This window comes from Kitasatospora aureofaciens (assembly GCF_019192735.1).
Classification (GTDB): Bacteria; Actinomycetota; Actinomycetes; order Streptomycetales; family Streptomycetaceae; genus Kitasatospora; species Kitasatospora aureofaciens_A.
In genome coordinates this window covers 70174-91096 of the sequence record NZ_JAHTKP010000002.1, presented here as the reverse complement: position 1 = coordinate 91096, position 20923 = coordinate 70174, and the positions used below count along the sequence as shown (strand labels likewise).

Here is a 20923-nt window from a genome sequence, read left to right as displayed (position 1 = left end):
CCCTGCCGGCACAAGCCCGACCCACCACCCCGCCGGACGGCCGAGCCGCCCGGCGGGGCTACGTCACGCCCACGTCACGCCGTCCGTCGCCCCACCGTCAGTCGCCCTGGTTCTTGTACCCGCGCTGCCACTGCATCCCGAACCCGTACAGCCGGTCGATGTCCGCCTGGAACCCGTTGACGTACCGCACCTCGCGCCGCACCGTCAGCTGGTTGTCCCCCGCGTTCTCGATCAGCACCACCGCACACGACCGCGCCGCCCGGGCCCGCTCCTCCAGCTTGATCTCGATCCGCGGACCGGTCTGCGGCACGATCGTCACCACCGCGTGGGACTGCTCGAAGGCCGGCGTGCCGTCGTAGATGTAGACGAAGATCAGCAGCCGTTTGAACTTGTCCTTCTTCTCCAGGTTGACGTACATCGTCTCGCCCGACGGCGCCCCGTACTGGTCGTCGCCGCTGAGCTTGATGTACGGCGGCTGCTGGAGGTCGCCGAAGAAGTTGCCGAGCGGCTGCACCACGCCCCGGGTGCCGTCGGAGAGTTCGTACATGCACGCCAGGTCGAGGTCGACGTTGACCTGCTCGTTCTGCTGCGAGTCCGGCTCCAGCGGGCTCAGGATGCGCGGGCTGAAGAAGCGCTTGAGCGAATCCCGGGTGCCGGGCCGGGCGGCGCCGGAGCGCGTGGTCCAGTGCAGGTTGACGTAGAGGTAGCCGGTGGTGGCCGCGGCGCCGGTGATCGCGTGCTGCGGGACCGACTTGGTGAGCGTCACCTTGTGCTGGCCGCCCGGGTTGTCGAAGGTGTAGTTCCGGTCCCCGCGCAGGTACTCCCAGATCGAGACCATCCAGTCCTCCCCCTGCCCTCCGCCAGGCGATCTGACGGTCCGCCGGTCCATGATCGGGCATCGGCCCGGCCGACGGATACCCGAACCTCCTTCTCCCCTACCCGCCGGGGTCCCCTCCTGTTCACCGGCGAGCCGATTGGCCGGAGGAAGCCGCCCTCCCGTAACATGCCGCCCCTTCGGACGCGATATCGTCTAGCCGCACAGGTGTCCCGTCCGCCCCTGCGCGGGCGCGGTGGGCACACCGTGCGGCGACGAACGAATCGTCAGGCCCGGCCCTCACGACGGGACCTGACCGCCTGTGTCGCGCTGTGAACCTGTCCCCTGCGGAAACCCGAGGCCCGACCCGCAATGAACCTGACCTCCATACAGCTGGTCTGGACCGTCGTCGGCGGCGCAGCCCTGCTGTTCATCTCCATCCTGGCGGCGACGCTGCGCTTCAAGAACGCGAAGAAGGACGAGTCCGGCGACTCCTGGGAGCGCAGCGAGGAGCGCCGGCGCCGCAAGGAGATGATCTACGGGATCTCCTCCTACACACTGCTGTTCTGCTGTGCCGGCGTCGCGGCCGCGCTGTCCTTCCACGGCCTGGTGGGCTTCGGTAAGGAGAACCTGGGCCTGGCCAACGGCTGGGAGTACCTCGTCCCGTTCGGCCTGGACGGCGCCGCGATGTTCTGCTCGGTGCTCGCCGTCCGCGAGGCCAGCCACGGTGACGCGGCGCTCGGCTCGCGCCTGCTGGTCTGGGTGTTCGCGATCGCCTCGGCCTGGTTCAACTGGGTGCACGCGCCGCGCGGTCTCGGCCACGCCGGCGCCCCGCAGTTCTTCTCCGGCATGTCGATCTCGGCGGCGATCCTGTTCGACCGGGCGCTGAAGCAGACCCGCAAGGCCGCGCTGCGCGAGCAGGGCCTGGTGCCGCGCCCGCTGCCGCAGATCCGGATCGTCCGCTGGCTGCGCGCCCCGCGCGAGACGTACGCGGCCTGGTCGCTGATGCTGCTGGAGAACGTCCGCAGCCTGGACGAGGCGGTCGAGGAGGTGCGCGAGGAGCGCCAGGCGAAGCTGGACGCCAAGGCGCGCGCCCGGACCGCCGACCGCCGCGAGCGGGCCGAGCTGAAGGCGATCTCGCGCCAGGGCGGCATGCTGGCCCGGGCCCGCGGCGGCCGCCAGGTGCCCGCGCTCACCGCCGCCGGCGACGGCCCGACCGCTACGGAGCCTGCCCCAGCCGCCGGGTCCGACACCGCCACCTCGAACGCCTCGCACGCCTCGGACTCGACGAACTCCGTGTTCGAGCCCGCCTCGCGCAGCGCCCTGGACGCCGGCCGCCAGCCGCGCGCCGCCGTCGGCTCGTCCTACTCCTCGTCCTACTCCTCGTCCTACTCCACGTCCTCGTCCTCGTCCTACTCCACGCCGTCGACGTACGCCTCGGCCTCGTCCTCCGGCAGTTCGTCCTTCGGCAGCTCGTCGTCCTCCTACCGCAGCTCGACGGTCGACCTGACGGCCGACGACGACACCCTGTCGATGCCGAAGCTGGACTCCCTGGAGCGCAAGCTGCGCGCCATCGAGCAGCAGCTCGGCTAGCACACCGCGAGCACGCCACACACACACGAGACGGCACGCGAATCGGCATACGAAACGGCCGCCCCCGGAACCCCGGAGGCGGCCGTTTCGCGTGCCCGGCAGGCTACTTGCCGGCACCCACCAGTTCCTTCTCGTCGCCCGCGCCCTCGCGCCGGTTGCGCAGGATCGACGAGCCGAGCGCCAGCCCGATGAAGGCGACCCCGATCAGGCCGGTGACGATCTCCGGGATGTGGTACTCGATGCCCACCAGCAGGATCACCGAGAGCGCGCCGATCGCGTAGTGCGCGCCGTGCTCCAGGTAGACGTAGTCGTCCAGGGTGCCCTTGCGGACCAGGAAGACGGTCAGCGAGCGGATGTACATGGCGCCGATGCCGAGGCCCAGCGTGATCATGAAGATGTCGTTGGAGATGGCGAACGCGCCCACCACGCCGTCGAAGGAGAACGAGGCGTCCAGGACCTCCAGGTAGAGGAACAGGAAGAACGCGGCCTTGCCGGCGACCTGGACGACGGACTTCCCGGCCTTCCCGGCCTCCTCCTCCCGCTCGGCCTCCTCCTCCAGGCCCGACTCGAAGACCGACGAGAGCCCGCCGACCACGAGGTAGGTGACCAGGCCGAGGACACCGGCCAGCAGCACCGTCTCGGCGTGTTCCCCGGCGAAGAGGTTGGCCGCCAGCACCAGCGCGACCAGCGCGATCACCGACGAGAAGGCGTCCAGCTTGCCGACCCTCTCCAGCGGTCGCTCGATCCAGGACAGCCAGTTGTGCTCCTTCTCCTCGAACGCGAAGTCCAGGAAGATCATGAGCAGGAAGATGCCGCCGAACGCCGCGATCGCGGGGTTGGCCGCCTCCAGGTACTGGCCGTAGGTGAGGCCGGCGTGCGTCTTGTCGGAGTGCAGCGCGAGGTCGACGACCGTCGCCGGGTTGAGCTTCGCGGTGAGGCCGACGACCAGCAGCGGGAAGACCAGGCGCATGCCGAAGACGGCGATCAGCACGCCGACGGTCAGGAAGATCTTCTGCCAGTACGGGTTCATCCGCTTCAACACCGTGGCGTTGACCACCGCGTTGTCGAACGACAGGGAGATCTCCAGGATGGAGAGGATCAGCACGATGCCGAAGCCTTGGGCTCCCCAGAGGACACCGGCGGCGATCAGGCCGACGACGGTGATCGCGAACGACCAGCCGAAAGTGCGGAGGAACACGGGACTTGGTTACCTTTCGGGTTTCGGGCGTGCCAAGGTGCGGCCTCGTCCCGAGACGCCCTGACCGGGCCCCGCCCGGTCAGGTCACCCCCGCACTGCCCTCTGTTCTCATGACGATGAAGTGGGTGCGATTAGTCTGATGTCCGCCTTTATCAGCCCTTACTGGACGCTCACTGGACGTTGACGCCGAAATCGAGGGCGATGCCCCGCAGGCCCGAGGCGTAGCCCTGGCCCACCGCGCGGAACTTCCACTCGCCCGCGTACCGGTACAGCTCGCCGAAGATCATCGCGGTCTCGCTGGACGCGTCCTCGGTCAGGTCGTAGCGGGCGATCTCCTGCCCGTCCACGGAGTTGACGACCCGGATGTAGGCGTTGCGCACCTGGCCGAAGTTCTGCAGCCGTGACTCGGCCTCGTAGATCGACACCGCGAAGACCACCTTGTCCGCCTGGGCCGGAACCAGCTCCAGGTTGACCAGGACCACCTCGTCGTCACCCGCGTCGTCGCCGCCGGTGAGGTTGTCGCCCTGGTGCTCGACCGAACCCTCCGGGCTCTTGAGGTTGTTGTAGAACACGAAGTACTCGTCACCGAGCACCCGGCCCCCGCCGCAGATCAGTGCGCTCGCGTCGAGGTCGAACGGTGCGCCCGTGGTCGAGCGGGCGGACCAGCCGAGCCCGATCTGCACCTGCGTCAGATTCGGCGCGGCCTTGCTGAGCGAGACGTTCCCGCCCTTGGCGAGCGTGACAACCATGACTGTTCTTCCTCCCTTGCCTTCTCCCGGGGCGCGACATTCCAGGTTTAGTCGCCCGCGACCCCGGCCGGCCCCCTTGAGCCGCCTGAACTTCCTGAACTCACATCCTCGCAGCGCCCCCGAGCAGCACGAAGCCGGGGCGGCCGCGGACCTCTGGGGTCCACGGCCGCCCCGGCCGGGTGGTGCCGCGTCAGGCCTGCTGCCGGCCCGTCCGAACGGATCAGACGTTGACGCCGAAGTCCTGGGCGATGCCGCGCAGGCCGGAGGCGTAGCCCTGGCCGATGGCGCGGAACTTCCACTCGCCGCCGTTGCGGTACAGCTCGCCGAAGACCATCGCGGTCTCGGTCGAGGCGTCCTCGGAGAGGTCGTAGCGGGCCAGCTCCTTGTTGTCGGCCTGGTTGACCACGCGGATGAACGCGTTGCGCACCTGGCCGAAGTTCTGCAGCCGGGTCTCGGCGTCGTAGATGGAGACCGGGAAGACGATCTTCTGGACGTCGGCGGGTACGGCGGTCAGGTTGACCTTGATCGCCTCGTCGTCGCCCTCGCCCTCACCGGTGCGGTTGTCGCCGGTGTGCTCGACCGAGCCGTCCGGGCTGCGCAGGTTGTTGAAGAAGACGAAGTTGCCGTCCGCGGAGACCTTGCCCTGGTCGTTGCAGAGGAGCGCGCTGGCGTCCAGGTCGAAGTCCGTGCCGGTGGTGGTCCGGACGTCCCAGCCCAGGCCGACGACAACGGCCGTGAGGCCCGGGGCCTCCTTGGTGAGCGAGACGTTGCCGCCCTTGCTGAGGCTGACTCCCACGTGTCCTCCAAGAATCGGGAGGCACGCGCTGGTGCCCCCGGTGGTGCGGTTCGAGGCGCCGGCCGGCCGACGGCTCCGCGCCTCCTCCGGTCAACGGACCGAGCCTAGTGCGGGGTTCCCGTCCGGACATGCGGACGGGCCCGGCGCGGCTGTTCGAGATCAGCCGGGGCCGGGCCCGCCGGGCGGTGCAAGGGCACCGGAACGGGCGTCAGAGCGCGCCGAGGACCTTCAGGTACTCCTGCTCGTCCCGGGCGTCCGGAAGGTCGTTCACGACGCTCCAGCGGACCACGCCCGCCTTGTCGATCACGAAGGTGCCGCGGACCGCGCAGCCCTTCTCCTCGTTGAAGACGCCGTAGGCGCGGGAGACCTCGCCGTGCGGCCAGAAGTCCGACAGCAGCGGGTACTCCAGGCCCTCCTGCTCGGCGAAGACGCGCTGGGTGAACGGCGAGTCGTTGGAGACGCCGAGCACCTGGACGTCGTCGTTCTGCAGTCGCGGCAGTTCCTTCTGGATCGCGCAGACCTCGCCGGTGCAGACACCGGTGAACGAGAACGGGTAGAAGACCAGGACGACGTTCTTCTCGCCCCGGAAGTCGGAGAGCTTGACCAGCTCACCGTGCTGGTTCTTGAGCTCGAAGTCCGGAGCCTCGGTACCGACCTCGATGGCCATGGTTGGGACCTTTCTGACGCGACGGCGCCGCGCGGCGGGCGCGGCGAGCCACATCCTCGCATCCGTTCGAGTGGATTCGGCCGAACGGGTGAGGGCGAGGGCCGTCCGGCCGACCGCTTTCGCCCTGGGCGAACGCGCCCCCCCGGCAGCGCCTCCAACCGGGGGACGGAAGCGGCCGGGCCCCGCTGGAGGAAGCTCCAGCGGGGCCCGGCCGGGGGCTTCAGAGCCCGCTCAGCGCTTGCCGCCCGGCTTGGCCGTGGACTTGGTCGCCAGGCGGGTGGCCGCCCAGTCCTTGGCGATCGCGATCGAGCTGGTCTGGGAGAGGCCGGCGGTGCGGGCCGCGTCCGCGATGTCGGAGGCCTCGATGTGGCCGTCGCGGCCGGTCTTGGGCGTCAGCAGCCAGATCAGACCACCCTCGGCCAGGTACTCCAGGGCGTCGACGAGGGCGTCGGTGAGGTCCCCGTCGTCGTCGCGGTGCCACAGCAGGACGGCGTCGGCGACGTCGTCGTAGTCCTCGTCGACGAGATCCGTCCCGGTGAGCTCCTCGATGCCCTCGCGGAGATCCTGGTCAGTGTCGTCGTCGTACCCCAGCTCCTGAATGATCTGGCCCGCTTCGAAGCCGAGACGGGTCGCCAGGTTGGACTTGTCCGCGGGGTCCGCGGTCGCGCTCACGGGAATAACCTCCAGTATTCGGCTCGGCATCCATGCCGAGGCTGTGGCCGTAGTCCACACGGGCGCGGCGGTTCGCGCAAGTACCCGACCCCCGATCCCCTCCAAAGGTTGACGTGTCGCACCGGAACACGCCGGTCGACGTGTCGGGAATCACACCGATTTGCCCTTCTCTGCGTGGGACAAGGATGCTTCGGGTGGTCCCGGCCCACAGGCCGTACTCATGCCCGAGATGCGAACGGCATTCGGGTCCGCGCGTGCGCGGGCGTAGAGTCTCCTGTTGGCCCTCACCCCGGCCGCCCGCCATCGGGCGGACGGGACACCAGGTCGGACCACCTCTTTTCGTAACACCCGGGGGTGCGCGGCGCAGGCGAAGACGCCTGGACCGCACACCGCCAGACCGGCCCGCCCACCAGGCGGAACGGTTACCGATCGGTAGAGATGACGGATCTCCGAGCGCGGTAGCACGATGGAGGCGGCGCGACACACCTCAGTTTCGACCGACAGTGAAGGAACAGCGTGGCTTCCGGATCCGATCGCAACCCGATCATCATTGGCGGCCTTCCGAGTCAGGTCCCGGACTTCGATCCCGAGGAGACCGCGGAATGGCTGGAGTCGCTTGACGCGGCCATCGACGAGCGGGGGCGCGAGCGTGCCCGCTACCTGATGCTCCGCCTGATCGAGCGCGCCCGCGAGAAGCGTGTCGCCGTGCCCGAGATGCGCAGCACGGACTACGTCAACACCATCGCGACCAAGGACGAGCCGTTCTTCCCCGGCAACGAGGAGATCGAGCGCAAGATCCTGAACGCGACCCGCTGGAACGCGGCCGTCATGGTCTCCCGTGCCCAGCGCCCCGGCATCGGCGTCGGTGGCCACATCGCCACCTTCGCCTCCTCCGCGTCGCTCTACGACGTCGGCTTCAACTACTTCTTCCGCGGCAAGGACGCCGAGGGCGAGTCCGGCGACCAGATCTTCTTCCAGGGCCACGCCTCCCCCGGCATCTACGCCCGCGCCTTCCTCCTGGACCGACTGTCCGAGCAGCAGCTCGACGCGTTCCGCCAGGAGAAGTCGAAGGCCCCGTACGGCCTGTCCAGCTACCCGCACCCGCGGCTGATGCCGGACTTCTGGGAGTTCCCGACCGTCTCGATGGGCCTCGGCCCGCTCGGCGCGATCTACCAGGCCCGGATGAACCGCTACCTGGAGCACCGGGGCATCAAGGACACCTCCGACTCGCACGTGTACGCCTTCCTCGGCGACGGCGAGATGGACGAGCCGGAGTCGCTGGGCCAGCTGTCGCTGGCCGCGCGCGAGAGCCTGGACAACCTGACCTTCGTGGTCAACTGCAACCTGCAGCGCCTGGACGGCCCGGTCCGCGGCAACGGCAAGATCATCCAGGAGCTGGAGTCCCAGTTCCGGGGCGCCGGCTGGAACGTGATCAAGCTGGTCTGGGACCGCAGCTGGGACCCGCTGCTGGCGCAGGACCGCGACGGCGTCCTGGTCAACAAGCTGAACACCACGGTGGACGGCCAGTTCCAGACCTACGCCACCGAGACCGGCCAGTACATCCGCGAGCACTTCTTCGGCAGCGACCTGCGCCTGCGCAAGATGGTCGAGAGCATGACCGACCAGCAGATCCAGCACCTGGGTCGCGGCGGCCACGACCACAAGAAGATCTACGCGGCGTTCAAGGCGGCCCGCGAGCACAAGGGCCAGCCGACGGTCATCCTCGCCCAGACGGTCAAGGGCTGGACGCTCGGCCCCAACTTCGAGGGCCGCAACGCCACCCACCAGATGAAGAAGCTGACGGTCGAGGACCTGAAGCGCTTCCGCGACCGGCTGCACCTGCCGATCACCGACAAGCAGCTCGAAGAGGGCTACCCGCCCTACTACCACCCGGGCCGCAACTCGGAAGAGATCCAGTACATGCACGACCGCCGCCAGGAGCTCGGCGGCTACGTGCCGACCCGCAAGGTGCGCCCGCGCCGGCTGGAGCTGCCCGGCGAGGACGCGTACAAGGCGGTCAAGAAGGGGTCCGGCAACCAGACCATCGCCACCACCATGGCGTTCGTCCGGGTGCTGAAGGACCTCATGCGGGACAAGGGCATCGGCAACCGCTTCGTGCCGATCGCGCCCGACGAGTACCGCACCTTCGGCATGGACTCGCTCTTCCCGTCGGCGAAGATCTACAACCCGCTCGGCCAGACCTACGAGTCGGTCGACCGTGATCTGCTGCTGGCCTACAAGGAGTCGCCGACCGGGCAGATGCTGCACGACGGCATCTCCGAGGCCGGCTGCACCGCCTCGCTGATCGCCGCCGGCTCCTCCTACGCCACCCACGGCGAGCCGCTGATCCCGGTCTACGTCTTCTACTCGATGTTCGGGTTCCAGCGCACCGGCGACCAGTTCTGGCAGATGGCCGACCAGCTGGCCCGCGGCTTCGTGATCGGCGCCACCGCCGGCCGCACCACGCTGACCGGTGAGGGCCTGCAGCACGCCGACGGCCACTCGCAGCTGCTGGCCTCGACCAACCCGGGCGTCGTCGCGTACGACCCGGCGTACGGCTTCGAGATCGCGCACATCGTCCAGGACGGTCTGCGCCGGATGTACGGCTCCAGCGCCGAACACCCGCACGGCGAGGACGTGTTCTACTACATGACCGTCTACAACGAGCCGATCAAGATGCCGGCCGAGCCCGAGAACGTCGACGTCGAGGGCATCCTCAAGGGTCTGTACAAGTACGCGCCGGCCACCGCCGGCCAGATCCCGGCCCAGATCCTCGCCTCCGGCGTGGCGGTGCCGTGGGCCCTGGAGGCCCAGCGCATCCTCGCCGAGGAGTGGAACGTCAAGGCCGACGTCTGGTCCGCAACCTCCTGGAACGAGCTGCGCCGCGACGCGGTGGAGACCGAGGAGTTCAACCTGCTGCACCCCGAGGAGCAGCAGCGCGTCCCGTACGTGACCCAGAAGCTCCAGGGCGCCGAGGGCCCGTTCGTCGCCGTGTCCGACTGGATGCGTGCGGTGCCGGACCAGATCGCCCGCTGGGTGCCGGGCCAGTACCAGTCGCTGGGTGCCGACGGCTTCGGCTTCGCCGACACCCGTGGCGCGGCCCGTCGCTTCTTCCACATCGACGCGCAGTCGGTCGTCCTGTCGGTGCTCACCGAGCTCGCCAAGCAGGGCAAGGTCGACCGCAGCGCCCTGAAGGACGCGATCGACCGCTACCAGCTGCTCGACGTGGCGGCGGCCCACCCGGGCGCTGCCGGCGGCGACGCCTGATCCGCCCGTAGGCACTGAAGGGCCGGACTCCCGCGGGGGTCCGGCCCTTCGGCGTTGTCGACCGGACGCAGAAGTTGTCTTCGGACAAAGGCAGCGGCCCCGGACTCCACCGAGTCCGGGCCGCTGTTCACGCGGGGCGCGGGTCAGACCGCCGCGTAATACCCGGGTAGTACCGGGGTATTACCCGGGATTCAATCCCTCGGTCCGATGCCGGAACACACCCGTCCGCCTACCCTGGCGGGATGATCAACCCGTCCACCGGGCAGGCCCGGGGCAACCCGCTGCGTGCACTGGTCACGCCGCTGCTCCGCCCGTCCGCCGACCACACCCCGCTGTTGGCGCAGGCGTCCCGGCGCTGGGTGCGCTACCTGCCGTACGTCATGGCACTGGCCGCGATCTCGTCGCTGCTGCCCAGCTCGATCAATGTGCTGTCGCACGACTACGGGCTCAACACCGGGCTCGCGGCGGCCCTTTCCGTGGCGCAGACCGCACCGCTGCTGCTGGCGCCCAGCCGCCCCCTCCCCGCCTGGTGGATGATCGGTGTCACCGATCTGCTGACGTCCCTGCTGATCCTCACCACCGGCCACACCTCGTCGGTCTGGCCGTGGCCCGCCACCGGCCTGGTCGGCTACCTGCTGCTGATGCTCCCGCTGGCCCTCCGCGAGACCCGGCGCACCCTGGTCTCGGTCTGGCTGGTCACGGCCGCCGCGAGTCTCGCGCTCTCCCTGATGGGCTCGGTACGCGACTTCGGCGGCGACAACAGCCTGCTGGCCATCGCCCTGACCGGCGCCGTCCTCCTGCTGGGCGGCGCCCTGCGGGAACGCGCCGAGGCGCGTCGGCTGCTCACCGAGCAGGAGCACATCAGCGAGGCCGAGCGGGAGCGCCGCACCCTGCTGGAGGAGCGCGCCCGGATCGCCCGGGAGCTGCACGACGTGGTGGCGCACCACATGTCGGTGATCGCGGTGCAGGCGGCCAGCGCGCCGTACCGGATTTCCGGCGTCCCGGCCGAGGCGGCCGAGGAGTTCACCGCGATCGCCGGTTCCGCACGCGAGTCACTGGCCGAGATGCGGCGGCTGCTGGGGGTGCTGCGCAGCGAGGAGTCCGCGGCCGAGAAGGCTCCGCAGCCCGGGGTGGAGCAACTCGCCCAGCTGGTCGAGACGGTGGGCCGGGCCGGGGTGCCAGCCGAGCTGACGGTGGCCCCGGAGCTGGCCGAGGGCGTGCCGCAGGCGGTCGGCCTCTCCGCGTACCGGATCGTCCAGGAGGCGCTGGCCAACGTGGTCCGGCACGCGCCCGGGGCGCGGACCTGGGTCTCGCTCGCCACCGACGGACCGGCCCTGCTGGTCACCGTCGTGAACGCGCCGCCGCCGGAGCGCACCGAGTCGCTGGAGGCCTCGGCCGAGGGCACCGGACAGGGCCTGGTCGGCATGCGGGAACGCGTCCGGCTGGTCGATGGCAGGCTGGACACCGGCCCGCTGCCGGACGGCGGCTTCAAGGTGGCCGCCGTCCTGCCCCTCGACACTCCCCGGGAGACACCCGCATGACCATCCGCGTGATCATCGTCGACGACCAGGCCATGGTGCGGGCGGGATTCGCCGCCCTGCTGGGCGTCCAGAGCGACATCGACGTGGTGGGGGACGCGGCGGACGGCGCGCAGGCCCTGGAGGTCAGCGGCCGCACCCACCCGGACGTGGTCCTGATGGACGTCCGGATGCCCGGCATGGACGGCCTGGAGGCGGCCCGGCGGCTGCTCGACCCGGCCGCTGGTGGCCGGCGAGGGGGCGGCGCGCACCGGCCCAAGGTGCTGATGCTGACCACCTTCGACGTGGACGACTACGTGTACGAGGCGCTGCGCGCCGGGGCGAGCGGCTTCCTGCTCAAGGACGCCCCGCCGGCCGACCTGATCGCCGCGGTCCGGGTGGTCGCGGCCGGGGAGGCGCTGCTCGCGCCCTCGGTGACGCGCCGGCTGATCGAGGACTTCGCCCGCACCCGGCCCGCCAGGCGGCACGACCCCAAGGTGCGGCTCAACGGCCTGACCCCGCGGGAGACCGAGGTGCTGGAGCTGATCGCCCGCGGCCTGTCCAACCAGGAGATCGCCGGGCGGCTGGTGCTGGCCGAGCAGACCGTCAAGACCCACATCGGACGGATCCTCGCCAAGCTCGACCTGCGCGACCGCGCCCAGGCGGTCGTCCTGGCCTACGAGTCCGGCCTGGTGACACCTGGCCAGTAGAACCGGTCCCGAGTGATACCCGGGTAGCACCCGGGAGTTGGCCCCGCGGTGTGACGTCCGCGGGGCCGTCGCATTCCTACCTTCCTCTCCGTCGCCACAGAACGGACGAGGGAGAGCAGGGACATGGACAAGTTTCGGGTCAGGCGGGCGATCGCCGCCACCGCCGTCGCCCTGGCGGCGGTGCTGGGCGCGGGCGGCTGGGCCGCCGACACCCAGCACGCCGTCACCGGACCTCCGCCGGGCAGCGCCGCCTGGACGGCCGACACCACGCTCGGACTCCGGCTGCCCGACCCGGCCACCGCCACCCCGGCCGAAGTCGCCTCGTTCTTCGAGGCGTTGACGCCCGCCCAGCGCGACGCGCTCGCCGTCCGGCACCCGCTCGTGGTCGGCAACCTGGACGGCGCACCCGTCCAACTCCGGTACCGGGCCAACGCCTTGGCCCTCGCCGAGGAGCGCGACCGGGAACTCGCCCGGGCCACCGACCCGGTGCTCACCCCGCAGGACCACACCGCCGCCCGCACCCGCGCCGAGCGCTACCGCACCCTGCTCGACGGCGGCCGCCAGATCCTCGCCTTCGACCCGCGCGGCCGCGGCCAGGTCGCCGAGGTGTACGGCGACCTCGCCACCGCCCGCCGCACCGCCGTCGTCGTCCCCGGCTCCGACATCGGCCTGCTGAGCTTCGACCGCGCCGCCGACCCGTACGGCACCCCCGCCGGCATGGCCAAGTCGCTCCACGAGGCCACCGGCCGGCAGACCGCCGTGGTCGCCTGGGCCGGCTACACCACCCCGGTCGGGGTCGGCCCGGACGCCGCCACCGAGAACCTCGCCCGCGCCGGGGCGGGGCGGCTCGCCCGGCTGCTCGACGGACTCGCCGTCAGCACCCGCCCCGAGAGCCCGGCCACCCTGTTCTGCCACAGCTACGGCTCGGTGGTCTGCGGGCTGACCCGCCCCGGCCCCGCGCAGGCCTCCGGCGTGGTCGTGCTCGGCTCCCCCGGCATGGGCATCGGCTCCGCCGCCGACCTCGACCCCCGCGTACCGCTCTGGGCCACCGCCCGCAACGGCTCCGACTGGATCGGCAACGTGCCCAACGTCTCGCTGTTCGGCCTCGGCCACGGCGCCGACCCGACCGCCCCGGAGTTCGGCGCCCGCCCGCTGCCGTCCACCGGCTCGCACGGCCACACCGGCTACTTCGCCCCCGGCACCGCCTCGCTCGCCGCCTACGCCGCCGTCGCCCTCGGCCGCTGAGGCCACCGAAGCCCCTGAAGCCCTGAAGCCCTGAAGCCCCAAAGCCGCCGAACCCACCGAAGACCGGCATCCCACCGGACAGGAGCACCGCCATGGCCCACCCGCTCACCGCCCTGCACCGCGCCGCCCGCCAGGTCGACGCCCGCACCCCCGAGACCCGCGACCGCGCCCTGGACGGGCTGCGCGCCCTCGCCCTGCTCGCCGTGCCGGTCGGGCACTGGATGCTCGGCGGCTTCACGCTCTCCCCGGACGGCGCGCTGCACAACGCCAGCCCGCTCTCCTCACTCGGCTTCTTCGCCCCGGTCAGCTGGGTGCTCCAGATGCTCGGGGTGTTCTTCCTGGTCGGCGGACACTCGTCGGTCCGGTCACTGGAACGGGCCCGGGCCAAGGACGTGACGTACGGCGCCTGGCTGCGCGGCCGGTCCGTCCGGCTGCTGCGCCCGGTGCTCGGGGTGACGGCCGTCTGGGCGCTGCTGATCCCGGTGCTGCCCCGGCTGGGCGTCCCGGCCGACACCGTCCGCACCGGCGCGACGCTGGTGGTGCAGCCGCTCTGGTACATCGGCGTCTACCTGGGGCTGACCGCGCTCACCCCGCTCTGCGTGGCGGCCGGCCGCCGGCTGCGCGGCTGGTCGGCGGGCGTCCTGGTGGCCGCCGTCGCTGCCGTGGACCTCCTGCGGTACGGGCCGTGGGCGGAGGCGGTACCGTCCTGGGTCGGGCTGCTGAACATCCTGCCGGGCTGGCTGTTCGGCTACCAGCTGGGCGTGCTGTGGGCGCAGGGCCGGCTCGGCCGGCCGGCCGCCCGGGTGCTGCTGCTCGGCGGCGGCGCGCTGTTCGCCGCGCTGCTGCTGGTGTTCCACTACCCGGCGAGCATGGTCGGCGTGCCCGGCGTCGAGCGGACCAACTCGCACCCGCCGTCCCTGCTGGTGCTCGCCCTGGCGGCGGTGCAGTGCGGCGCCGCGGTGCTCCTGCGGGATCGGCTGGGCCGCCTGCTGACGCGCCGTCCGCTGCTGTGGCTGCCGGTCGTGGTGGTCAACCTGTCGGCGATGACGATCTTCTGCTGGCACCAGAGCGCGATGCTCGCGGTGGCGGTGCCCGGCGCGGCCGGCCTGGGCGCCGTCCCCGGGCTGACCACCGCGCCCGACTCGCTCGGCTGGGTGACCGCCCGGCTGCTCCTGCTTCCGCTGTTCGGAGCCGTCCTGGTCGCGATCGGGTGGTTCGCGCGGCGCTTCGACGGGCCCTGGACGACCTTCTCCCGCACCTGGAAGGCGGTGGCCGGAGCCGGTGCGGCACTGTTCGCCGCGTACGCGATGGGAGTGGTCTGACCTGCACCGGAGGGTGAGACACAGCAGGGGCGTGGACCGACCGGTCCGCGCCCCTGCGGCCGTCCCGACACGTACCCGAACCGCCGAGTTCGCCCGCATGCGAACCACCACGCACTGTGATGTCCTGTGACGGTCGGCGACCATCGCTGTGACCGCGCCCGCCCACGGCCCGTCCGTCCGCATTCGCCGACCTCTCCCGAACGTCCCCTCCAGAGGAGCCCCATGTCCCTGTCGCCTCCACGCCCGAAGCCCTGGTCACGGCCTCGGCGCCAGTCCGCCGCCACCGCCGCCGCGCTGGTCTGCGCCGTCACCGCCGGCACCCTGCTCGGCGCCGCGGGCCCGGCCGCCGCGCACGGCGGGCCCGCCGAACCAGGCCAGAGCGACCTCACCCCGCACGTCACCTCCCCCCGGGTGATGGCCGAGATGCGGGACGACGAGATCGCCGCGCTCGGCCCGGAGCACGCCGAGGAGCACGCCCGGGCCCGCGCGGCCATCCGCGGCGTCGGCGACTACCCGCAGACCACCCGCACCAACCGGTACAACGCCCTGACGGCCTCCCAGGCGAACACCAACGCCGGATTCGACCCGGCGGTCTTCGGCGCGTTCAAGGAGTACTTCTCCTCCCCCGACTTCGGCGACCACGTCGCGCTGCTGCCCACCGGCAAGGTGCTGCTGTTCTCCTTCGAGCGGTTCGAGAGCAACCCGGAGAAGGAGCCCGCCCCCACCCAGACCACCGGCAAGGAGAACGCCGGCCGGGCCTTCCTCTGGGACCCGGCCAAGGGCACCACCCCGGACGCCTTCAAGCAGGTCAACCCGCCGACCACCGACATGCCGGACGGCCTTGGCCAGCCCCGCCCGGCGCCGTTCTTCTGCTCCGGCCACTCCTTCCTGCCCAACGGCATGCTCGGCGTCTTCGGCGGCAACCTGGGCGGCAACGGCGGCACCGGCGCCAAGCTCTCGCTGATCTTCGACCCGTGGACCGAGACCTGGACCCGCAACCCCGACATGTCGGTCGGCCGCTGGTACCCCTCGGTGGTGACCGGCGCCGACGGCCGCCAGCTGATCATGTCCGGCCAGTCCGAGCTCGGCTGGGGCACCCCCACCCCGGTCGTCGAGCGCTTCCCCGCCAAGGGCAACCCCGTCCCGGTGGGCAAGAACGACACCCCGAAGAACACCCCGGTGGACCGGTTCAAGGTGGACGCCCCGTTCACCCTGGACTACCCGCACCTCTTCTCGCTCAACGACGGCAACATCTACGGCTTCGGCCGCCAAGCCGCCGAGCAGTGGAAGTTCGACCCGGCCGCCGAGTCCCGCAGCGACCTGACGGCCCGCCCGGACGGCCGCAAGCGCAACTACGGCTCCGCCGTCATGCTGCCCGGCGGCGTCAACGGCCCGGACTCCGCCCTGGTCCTCGGCGGCGACCGCGACAACCCGAGCACCCTGCGCTTCTCCAACGGCAGTTGGGCCGCCGAGAAGTCCCGTGCCTTCGGCCGCACCCAGGACGACACCATCCTGCTGCCCGACGGCAAGCTGATGACCGTCAACGGCGCGTACGACATCCGCGACTACGGCAACGGCCCGTACAACCCGAACGCCGACCTGAAGTACCGCCAGATCGAGCTGCGCGACGACCAGGGCAACTGGAAGCTCGGCCCGGTCCAGCGGCTGCCGCGCGGCTACCACTCCAACGCCGTGGTGCTGCCCGACGGGCGCGTCATGGTGACCGGCGACGAGCTCCAGCAGATGGCCAACAACCCGGACATCAACGGCACGGTGAGCGGCATCCCCGGCACGACCGGCCCGGTCACCATGAACGGCACCATCGAGATCTACGAGCCGGCGTACCTGAGCCAGGGCGACCGGCCCTCGCTCGACAACGCGCCGACCGGCCCGCTGGGCTACGACAGCAGGTTCCTCGTCAGGACCTCGACACCCCAGCAGGTCAGCCGGGCCGTGCTGCTGTCGCCGACCACCTCGACGCACTCCGTGAACACCAGCCAGCGCCACCTGGAGCTGCGGATCACCAGCCGGGCCGGCAACAACATCCAGCTCCAGGCACCGCCGACGGCCGCTGCGGCGCCGCCCGGCTACTACCTGCTGTTCCTGCTCAACGACAAGGGCGTGCCCAGCGTCGCGAAGTGGGTGCAGCTCAGCTCCTCGGCCTGACCTTCCACCACCCCCACCCAACGGAGTTACCCACCATGGCAGCTGATCTGAGACTGCGCGACAGCGAGCAGATCCAGGGCGACATCATCGCCGGCTTCAAGAAGGACAACGTCACCCTCCTGTTCCTCAAGTTCGAGGACGTTCCGCTGGCCCGCGCCTGGCTGCGGGACCTCGCCCCCAAGATCGCGACCACCCGCCGAGTCGCCGAGTTCAACAAGGCGTTCAGCGCGGCGAAGCAGTCCTCCGGCGGCGACGACCCCAAGTCGCTCAAGGCCACCTGGCTCAACGTCAGCCTCACCTACCCCGGCCTGGCGGCCCTGGTCACCACCGATCCGCTGCCGAACCCGCCGGCCGGCAGCGGCCTGGAGGCCTTCAAGCAGGGCTCGGCCGCACGGGCCGGGGCGCTCGGCGACATCATGGAGAGCCGCCCGGACCGCTGGCTGTTCGGCAACGGCACGACCCAGGCCGTCCACGCGGTGCTCACCGTCGCCTCCGACACCGTCGACGGCCTCAACACGGCCCTCCGCGAGCAGCGCGAGGCCGCCACCCAGGCCAAGATCGTCGTCGTCTTCCAGCAGGACGGCACCACTCTGCCCGGGACCCGCGCCAGCAAGGAGCACTTCGGCTTCAAGGACGGCATCAGCGAGCCCGGCGTCCGGTTCTTCGACGAGCCCGACCCGGCCAACAACGAGGAGGTGGCCGGCAAGCCCGGCACCCGGATCGTGCCGGCCGGTGAGTTCGTCATCGGCGAGGAGCCCGCCCCCGGGAGCTCCACCGACTTCCCCGCGTGGGCGAAGAACGGTTCCTTCCAGGTGATCCGCCGGCTCGGCCAGGACGTGCCGGGCTGGTGGGCCCAGGTCTCCGTCATGCTCAAGGAGCTCAAGGGCTCCAAGGCCATCCCCCAGGACGCCGACTCCGACTGGCTCGCCGCGCGGCTGGTCGGCCGCTGGCGGTCCGGCGCACCCGTCTGCAAGAACCCTAACTTCGACCCGCACGACCCGAAGGCGGCCAAGGACAACGACTTCGACTACGACCCGCAGGGGCCCACCGCCGACCCGGACGGCCTGCTCACCCCGCTCTTCTCCCACCTCCGCAAGACCAGCCCGCGGGCCGGCCTCGACGCGCCGAAGCCCGGCATCCGCGTCACCGCCAAGCAACTCGACGGCCGGCGCATCATGCGGCGCGGTCTACCGTACGGGGCGGCCTTCGACCCGGCCTCCGAGGGCCCCGACAGCGGGCCCGACGCCAAGCGCGGGCTGCTCTTCATCTGCTACCAGACCGACCTCGTCCGGCAGTTCGAGTTCATCCAGACCGACTGGATCGACAAGGCCGACTTCCCGCCCGGGCGGGACCCGGTGCCCGGCGAGGACCCGGCGGTCGGCCACAACCCGGAGAGCGATCGGACAGCCCACACCGGCACGATCAACTGGGAGTCCCGGGAGAACGGCGGCCGCAAGACCACCCCGGTGAACTTCAAGCAGTTCGTCCGCACCGAGGGCTCGGTCTACGCGTTCGTCCCGTCGATCAACACGCTGAAACTGCTCGGCGACGGCCGGCTGACCGGCGAGGTCCAGCCCGACACGGGAACGGTGTCGGACAAGGGACAGCGCCCCGGCAAGGCGTACCCGTGCGACGAGTTCGTCGCCGTCCCGGACCAGCAGCGCAAGGGCGGCCAGAGCCAGTACTGGGCGTTCCACGGCAACCAGAGCCGCCAGATCTCGGTGGCCGACGGCTCCGCGCACACCGACCGCGCGATCGCGGGCGACTCCCCGCTGACCACCTGGACGTGCCTGCAGGGCGTCGGGCGGGTCGACTGCTGGCTGCCCATGCCCGACCTGCAGAACCCGAGTGGCAAGAGCTGGTACTGGGTGTTCCACACCACCGGCGGCAAGCAGCAGTACCGGGCCGTCTCGATCACCTGCAGCGGATTCACGACCAGCGCGGTGGAGCGCCCGGACCGCGACCTCACCGCCTGGGGTTCGCTCAGCGGCGTCGGCCAGGTGGACTGCTGGCTGCCCGTGGCCGACCAGCAGCGGGTCGGCGGCAAGAGCTGGTACTGGGTGTTCCACACCACCGGCGGCCGCCAGCGATACCGCATGGTCTCGATCGCCGACGGCAACGCGCACACCGACGTGTGCGAGCGCACCGACCGCGAGATCTCCCAGTGGGGCTCGCTGAACGGGCTGAACCGGGTGGACTGCTTCCTGCCCGTACCCGACCAGCAACGGGTCGGCGGCAAGAGCGAGTACTGGGCGTTCAGCGGCCAGAACTACCGGCGGATCTCGATCGCCGACGGCAGCGGCCACCCGGACCAGCTGGTCTCCGGCGACCGCTCCTGCGACGCCTGGGCCTCGCTGGTCTGACCCCGCCCCTCCCACACGCCCCCGGTGCGCCTCGGCGCGCACTGGGGGCGCGTTGTCGGCGGCGTGCTCTAATCTGCCGCCATGGTGACGTTCGACGAGTTCCGCACGATGGCCCTCGCCCTGCCGGAGGCCGCGCAGGAGCCGACCTGGGAGATCGAGACCCTGCGCGTCCGGGCCAGGATCTTCGCCATGGGATCCCCCGAGGGCGAGACCGTCACCGTCAAGGCGAGCCCCGAGGACCAGGCCGAACTGCTGGCCGCAGAGCCCGAGGTGTTCTCCTCGGCGCCGTACGTCGGACGGCACGGCTGGGTCAGCGTCCGGCTGGACCTGGTCGACCCGGAGGAGCTGCGCGACCTGGTCACCGAGGCCTGGCGGCGCACTGCCCCCAAGCGGCTGGTCAAGGAGTTCGACGCGCGGGCCACGGACTGACGCCGAAACGACACCCGCGGTTCATGTGATCCATCCCACAGTTTGGGCGGGCCCGTCACCCTTCCGTGACCTCTAGGCTTGCCCAGGGAAGTTGGCAGTCTTTCGCACCCCCCGGGCCCCGCCCAGGACATGGTGACGGGCCCCTAGGGAGTTGGTGCGGTGCGCAACGGTCGACGCTGGAAGCGGGTACTGATCGGGGCGTTCGCGGGTTGTGCCGTGCTCGCCGACGCGGGCGCCTCGGCGGCCGCGGCAGCGGCCTCCACCGAGCAGCTGGCGATCTCCACGCCCCCCGCTGGCAGCGCCGCCTGGGTCCAGGACCACTCCTTCGGCCGCGGCCTCCCCGACCCGGCCATCACCACCCCGGCCACCGCCGCCGAGTTCTTCGCCTCGCTGGCCCCCACCGAGCTCGACCGGCTGATCCAGGACTACCCGCTGGTCGTCGGCAACTTCGACGGTGCCCCGCTCGACCTGCGCTACCGCGCCAACAAGATCGCGCTGGTCAACGAACGGGACGCCGCCCGGGCCCGCGCCGCCGACCACAAGCTCGACGCCGACACCCGCGCACTGGCCGTCTCCCGCGCCAACGACGTCGAGCACCTGCTCGCCCCCGACCGCCAGATCCTCGCCTTCGACCCGCGCGGCCGCGGCCTGATCACCGAGGTGTGGGGCGACCTAGCCGACGCCGAGCGGATCTCCGTCGTCGTCCCCGGCTCGGACGCCGACCTCGGCCACTTCGACCAGGCCGCGGACCCGCTGCGCTCCCCCGCCGGCATGGCCCGCGCCCTGCACGCCGAGGAGCAGAAGCAGGCCCCGAAAACCCGCACCGCGGTGATCGCCTGGACCGGCTACGTCACCCCGTCCGGCCTCGGCCCCGACGCGGTCACCTCCCGGCTCGCCGACATCGGCGCGCCCCGGCTGCAGCGCCTGCTCGCCGGGCTCAAGGAAACCACCCGCCCGGACGCGCCGCCGTCGCTGCTCTGCCACTCGTACGGATCGGTGGTCTGCGGCGACGCCGCCCCCGAGATCCCGCGCGCCGCGACCTCGCCGTCCGACACCTCCGGCCTCACCGACATGATGGTGTTCGGCAGCCCCGGCATGGGCGTGCAGAGCACCAGCGAACTCGGCACCGGGGTGCACGTCTGGGCCACCCGCAACCCCAGCGACTGGATCGGCAACGTCCCGTACCTGGAGGTCGGCGGGCTCGGCCACGGCGCCGACCCGACCGCGGCCGGCTTCGGCGCCGAGCAGATCTCCTCCGCCCGCGCGGCCGGTCACACCGGCTACTTCAACGAGGGCACCGACAGCCTGCACAACTTCGCGGCGATCTCGCTCGGCCACTACGAGGACGTCATCCGCTCCACCTCGAACTAGCCCCGGCCCCTCCTTGTCCTGCTAGGGGCCGCAGCTACTCCTGG

Annotated in this window: 16 protein-coding genes; 10 read left to right on the top strand and 6 right to left on the bottom strand. The window is 71.2% G+C overall.

The features are described from left to right. Positions 1–97 precede the first annotated feature (97 nt). Positions 98–838, bottom strand: coding sequence for a Tellurium resistance (locus tag KV557_RS02465; protein ID WP_218197923.1), 741 nt, complete (start codon positions 836–838; stop codon positions 98–100). Between the two features lie 348 nt (positions 839–1186). On the opposite strand from KV557_RS02465, the gene KV557_RS02460 reads away from it, so the two are divergent. Further along, the gene (locus tag KV557_RS02460) at positions 1187–2407 is read left to right on the top strand and encodes a DUF2637 domain-containing protein (RefSeq protein WP_218197922.1); all 1221 of its coding nucleotides are present in this window, start codon (positions 1187–1189) and stop codon (positions 2405–2407) included. Positions 2408–2510: 103 nt separating this feature from the next. Here the strand turns inward: KV557_RS02460 and KV557_RS02455 are convergent, their stop codons facing one another. The 5 genes from KV557_RS02455 to KV557_RS02435 all read right to left on the bottom strand — a co-directional run bounded on the left by KV557_RS02455 (position 2511) and on the right by KV557_RS02435 (position 6489). Then, complete coding sequence (locus KV557_RS02455) at positions 2511–3605, bottom strand: DUF475 domain-containing protein (protein WP_218197921.1); 1095 nt, start codon at positions 3603–3605, stop codon at positions 2511–2513. A gap of 170 nt (positions 3606–3775) precedes the next feature. Continuing rightward, a complete protein-coding gene (locus KV557_RS02450; protein ID WP_218197920.1) occupies positions 3776–4354 on the bottom strand; it encodes a TerD family protein in 579 nt (192 codons plus the stop codon). Positions 4355–4574: 220 nt separating this feature from the next. Next, on the bottom strand, positions 4575–5150 hold the full coding sequence (locus KV557_RS02445) for a TerD family protein (protein ID WP_218197919.1): 576 nt from the start codon (positions 5148–5150) through the stop codon (positions 4575–4577). Between the two features lie 208 nt (positions 5151–5358). Continuing rightward, the gene (locus KV557_RS02440) at positions 5359–5817 is read right to left on the bottom strand and encodes a peroxiredoxin (protein ID WP_218197918.1); all 459 of its coding nucleotides are present in this window, start codon (positions 5815–5817) and stop codon (positions 5359–5361) included. 231 nt (positions 5818–6048) lie between these two features. Then, on the bottom strand, positions 6049–6489 hold the full coding sequence (locus tag KV557_RS02435; RefSeq protein ID WP_218197917.1) for a DUF3052 domain-containing protein: 441 nt from the start codon (positions 6487–6489) through the stop codon (positions 6049–6051). Between the two features lie 516 nt (positions 6490–7005). Here KV557_RS02435 and aceE point away from each other — a divergent pair. From aceE to KV557_RS02390, 9 genes are all read left to right on the top strand, one after another. Continuing rightward, a complete protein-coding gene (gene aceE, locus KV557_RS02430; protein WP_218197916.1) occupies positions 7006–9756 on the top strand; it encodes a pyruvate dehydrogenase (acetyl-transferring), homodimeric type in 2751 nt (916 codons plus the stop codon). A 242-nt stretch (positions 9757–9998) separates the two neighbouring features. Next, positions 9999–11297, top strand: coding sequence for a sensor histidine kinase (locus tag KV557_RS02425; protein ID WP_218197915.1), 1299 nt, complete (start codon positions 9999–10001; stop codon positions 11295–11297). Next, positions 11294–11983 (top strand): response regulator, encoded by a 690-nt coding sequence (locus KV557_RS02420; RefSeq protein WP_218197914.1) that lies wholly within the window; start codon positions 11294–11296, stop codon positions 11981–11983. Before KV557_RS02425 ends, KV557_RS02420 begins: the two co-directional genes overlap by 4 nt. Positions 11984–12106: 123 nt before the next feature. After that, entirely contained in the window at positions 12107–13228 is a 1122-nt protein-coding gene (locus KV557_RS02415; protein ID WP_218197913.1) for an alpha/beta hydrolase, read from the top strand. 92 nt (positions 13229–13320) lie between these two features. Next, positions 13321–14550, top strand: coding sequence for an acyltransferase family protein (locus KV557_RS02410; protein WP_218197912.1), 1230 nt, complete (start codon positions 13321–13323; stop codon positions 14548–14550). A gap of 222 nt (positions 14551–14772) precedes the next feature. Beyond that, entirely contained in the window at positions 14773–16716 is a 1944-nt protein-coding gene (locus tag KV557_RS02405; RefSeq protein WP_218197911.1) for a galactose oxidase early set domain-containing protein, read from the top strand. Positions 16717–16751: 35 nt separating this feature from the next. After that, positions 16752–19079 (top strand): Dyp-type peroxidase, encoded by a 2328-nt coding sequence (locus tag KV557_RS02400; protein WP_218197910.1) that lies wholly within the window; start codon positions 16752–16754, stop codon positions 19077–19079. 81 nt (positions 19080–19160) lie between these two features. Beyond that, complete coding sequence (locus KV557_RS02395) at positions 19161–19508, top strand: MmcQ/YjbR family DNA-binding protein (protein WP_218197909.1); 348 nt, start codon at positions 19161–19163, stop codon at positions 19506–19508. Positions 19509–19667: 159 nt separating this feature from the next. Further along, positions 19668–20879 carry an alpha/beta hydrolase gene (locus KV557_RS02390; RefSeq protein WP_308129731.1) on the top strand — a complete coding sequence of 404 codons (1212 nt, stop codon included), beginning with the start codon at positions 19668–19670 and terminating at the stop codon, positions 20877–20879. The last annotated feature ends 44 nt before the right edge of the window (positions 20880–20923 follow it).

Bases quoted from the DNA above. Each gene is read 5' to 3' on its own strand.
- KV557_RS02400 (WP_218197910.1), top strand. From the start codon at position 16,752: ATGGCAGCTGATCTGAGACTGCGCGACAGCGAGCAGATCCAGGGCGAC.
- KV557_RS02440 (WP_218197918.1), bottom strand. From the start codon at position 5,817: ATGGCCATCGAGGTCGGTACCGAGGCTCCGGACTTCGAGCTCAAGAAC.
- KV557_RS02405 (WP_218197911.1), top strand. From the start codon at position 14,773: ATGTCCCTGTCGCCTCCACGCCCGAAGCCCTGGTCACGGCCTCGGCGC.
- KV557_RS02420 (WP_218197914.1), top strand. From the start codon at position 11,294: ATGACCATCCGCGTGATCATCGTCGACGACCAGGCCATGGTGCGGGCG.
- KV557_RS02410 (WP_218197912.1), top strand. From the start codon at position 13,321: ATGGCCCACCCGCTCACCGCCCTGCACCGCGCCGCCCGCCAGGTCGAC.
- KV557_RS02460 (WP_218197922.1), top strand. From the start codon at position 1,187: ATGAACCTGACCTCCATACAGCTGGTCTGGACCGTCGTCGGCGGCGCA.
- KV557_RS02395 (WP_218197909.1), top strand. From the start codon at position 19,161: ATGGTGACGTTCGACGAGTTCCGCACGATGGCCCTCGCCCTGCCGGAG.
- KV557_RS02465 (WP_218197923.1), bottom strand. From the start codon at position 838: ATGGTCTCGATCTGGGAGTACCTGCGCGGGGACCGGAACTACACCTTC.
- KV557_RS02415 (WP_218197913.1), top strand. From the start codon at position 12,107: ATGGACAAGTTTCGGGTCAGGCGGGCGATCGCCGCCACCGCCGTCGCC.
- KV557_RS02425 (WP_218197915.1), top strand. From the start codon at position 9,999: ATGATCAACCCGTCCACCGGGCAGGCCCGGGGCAACCCGCTGCGTGCA.
- KV557_RS02450 (WP_218197920.1), bottom strand. From the start codon at position 4,354: ATGGTTGTCACGCTCGCCAAGGGCGGGAACGTCTCGCTCAGCAAGGCC.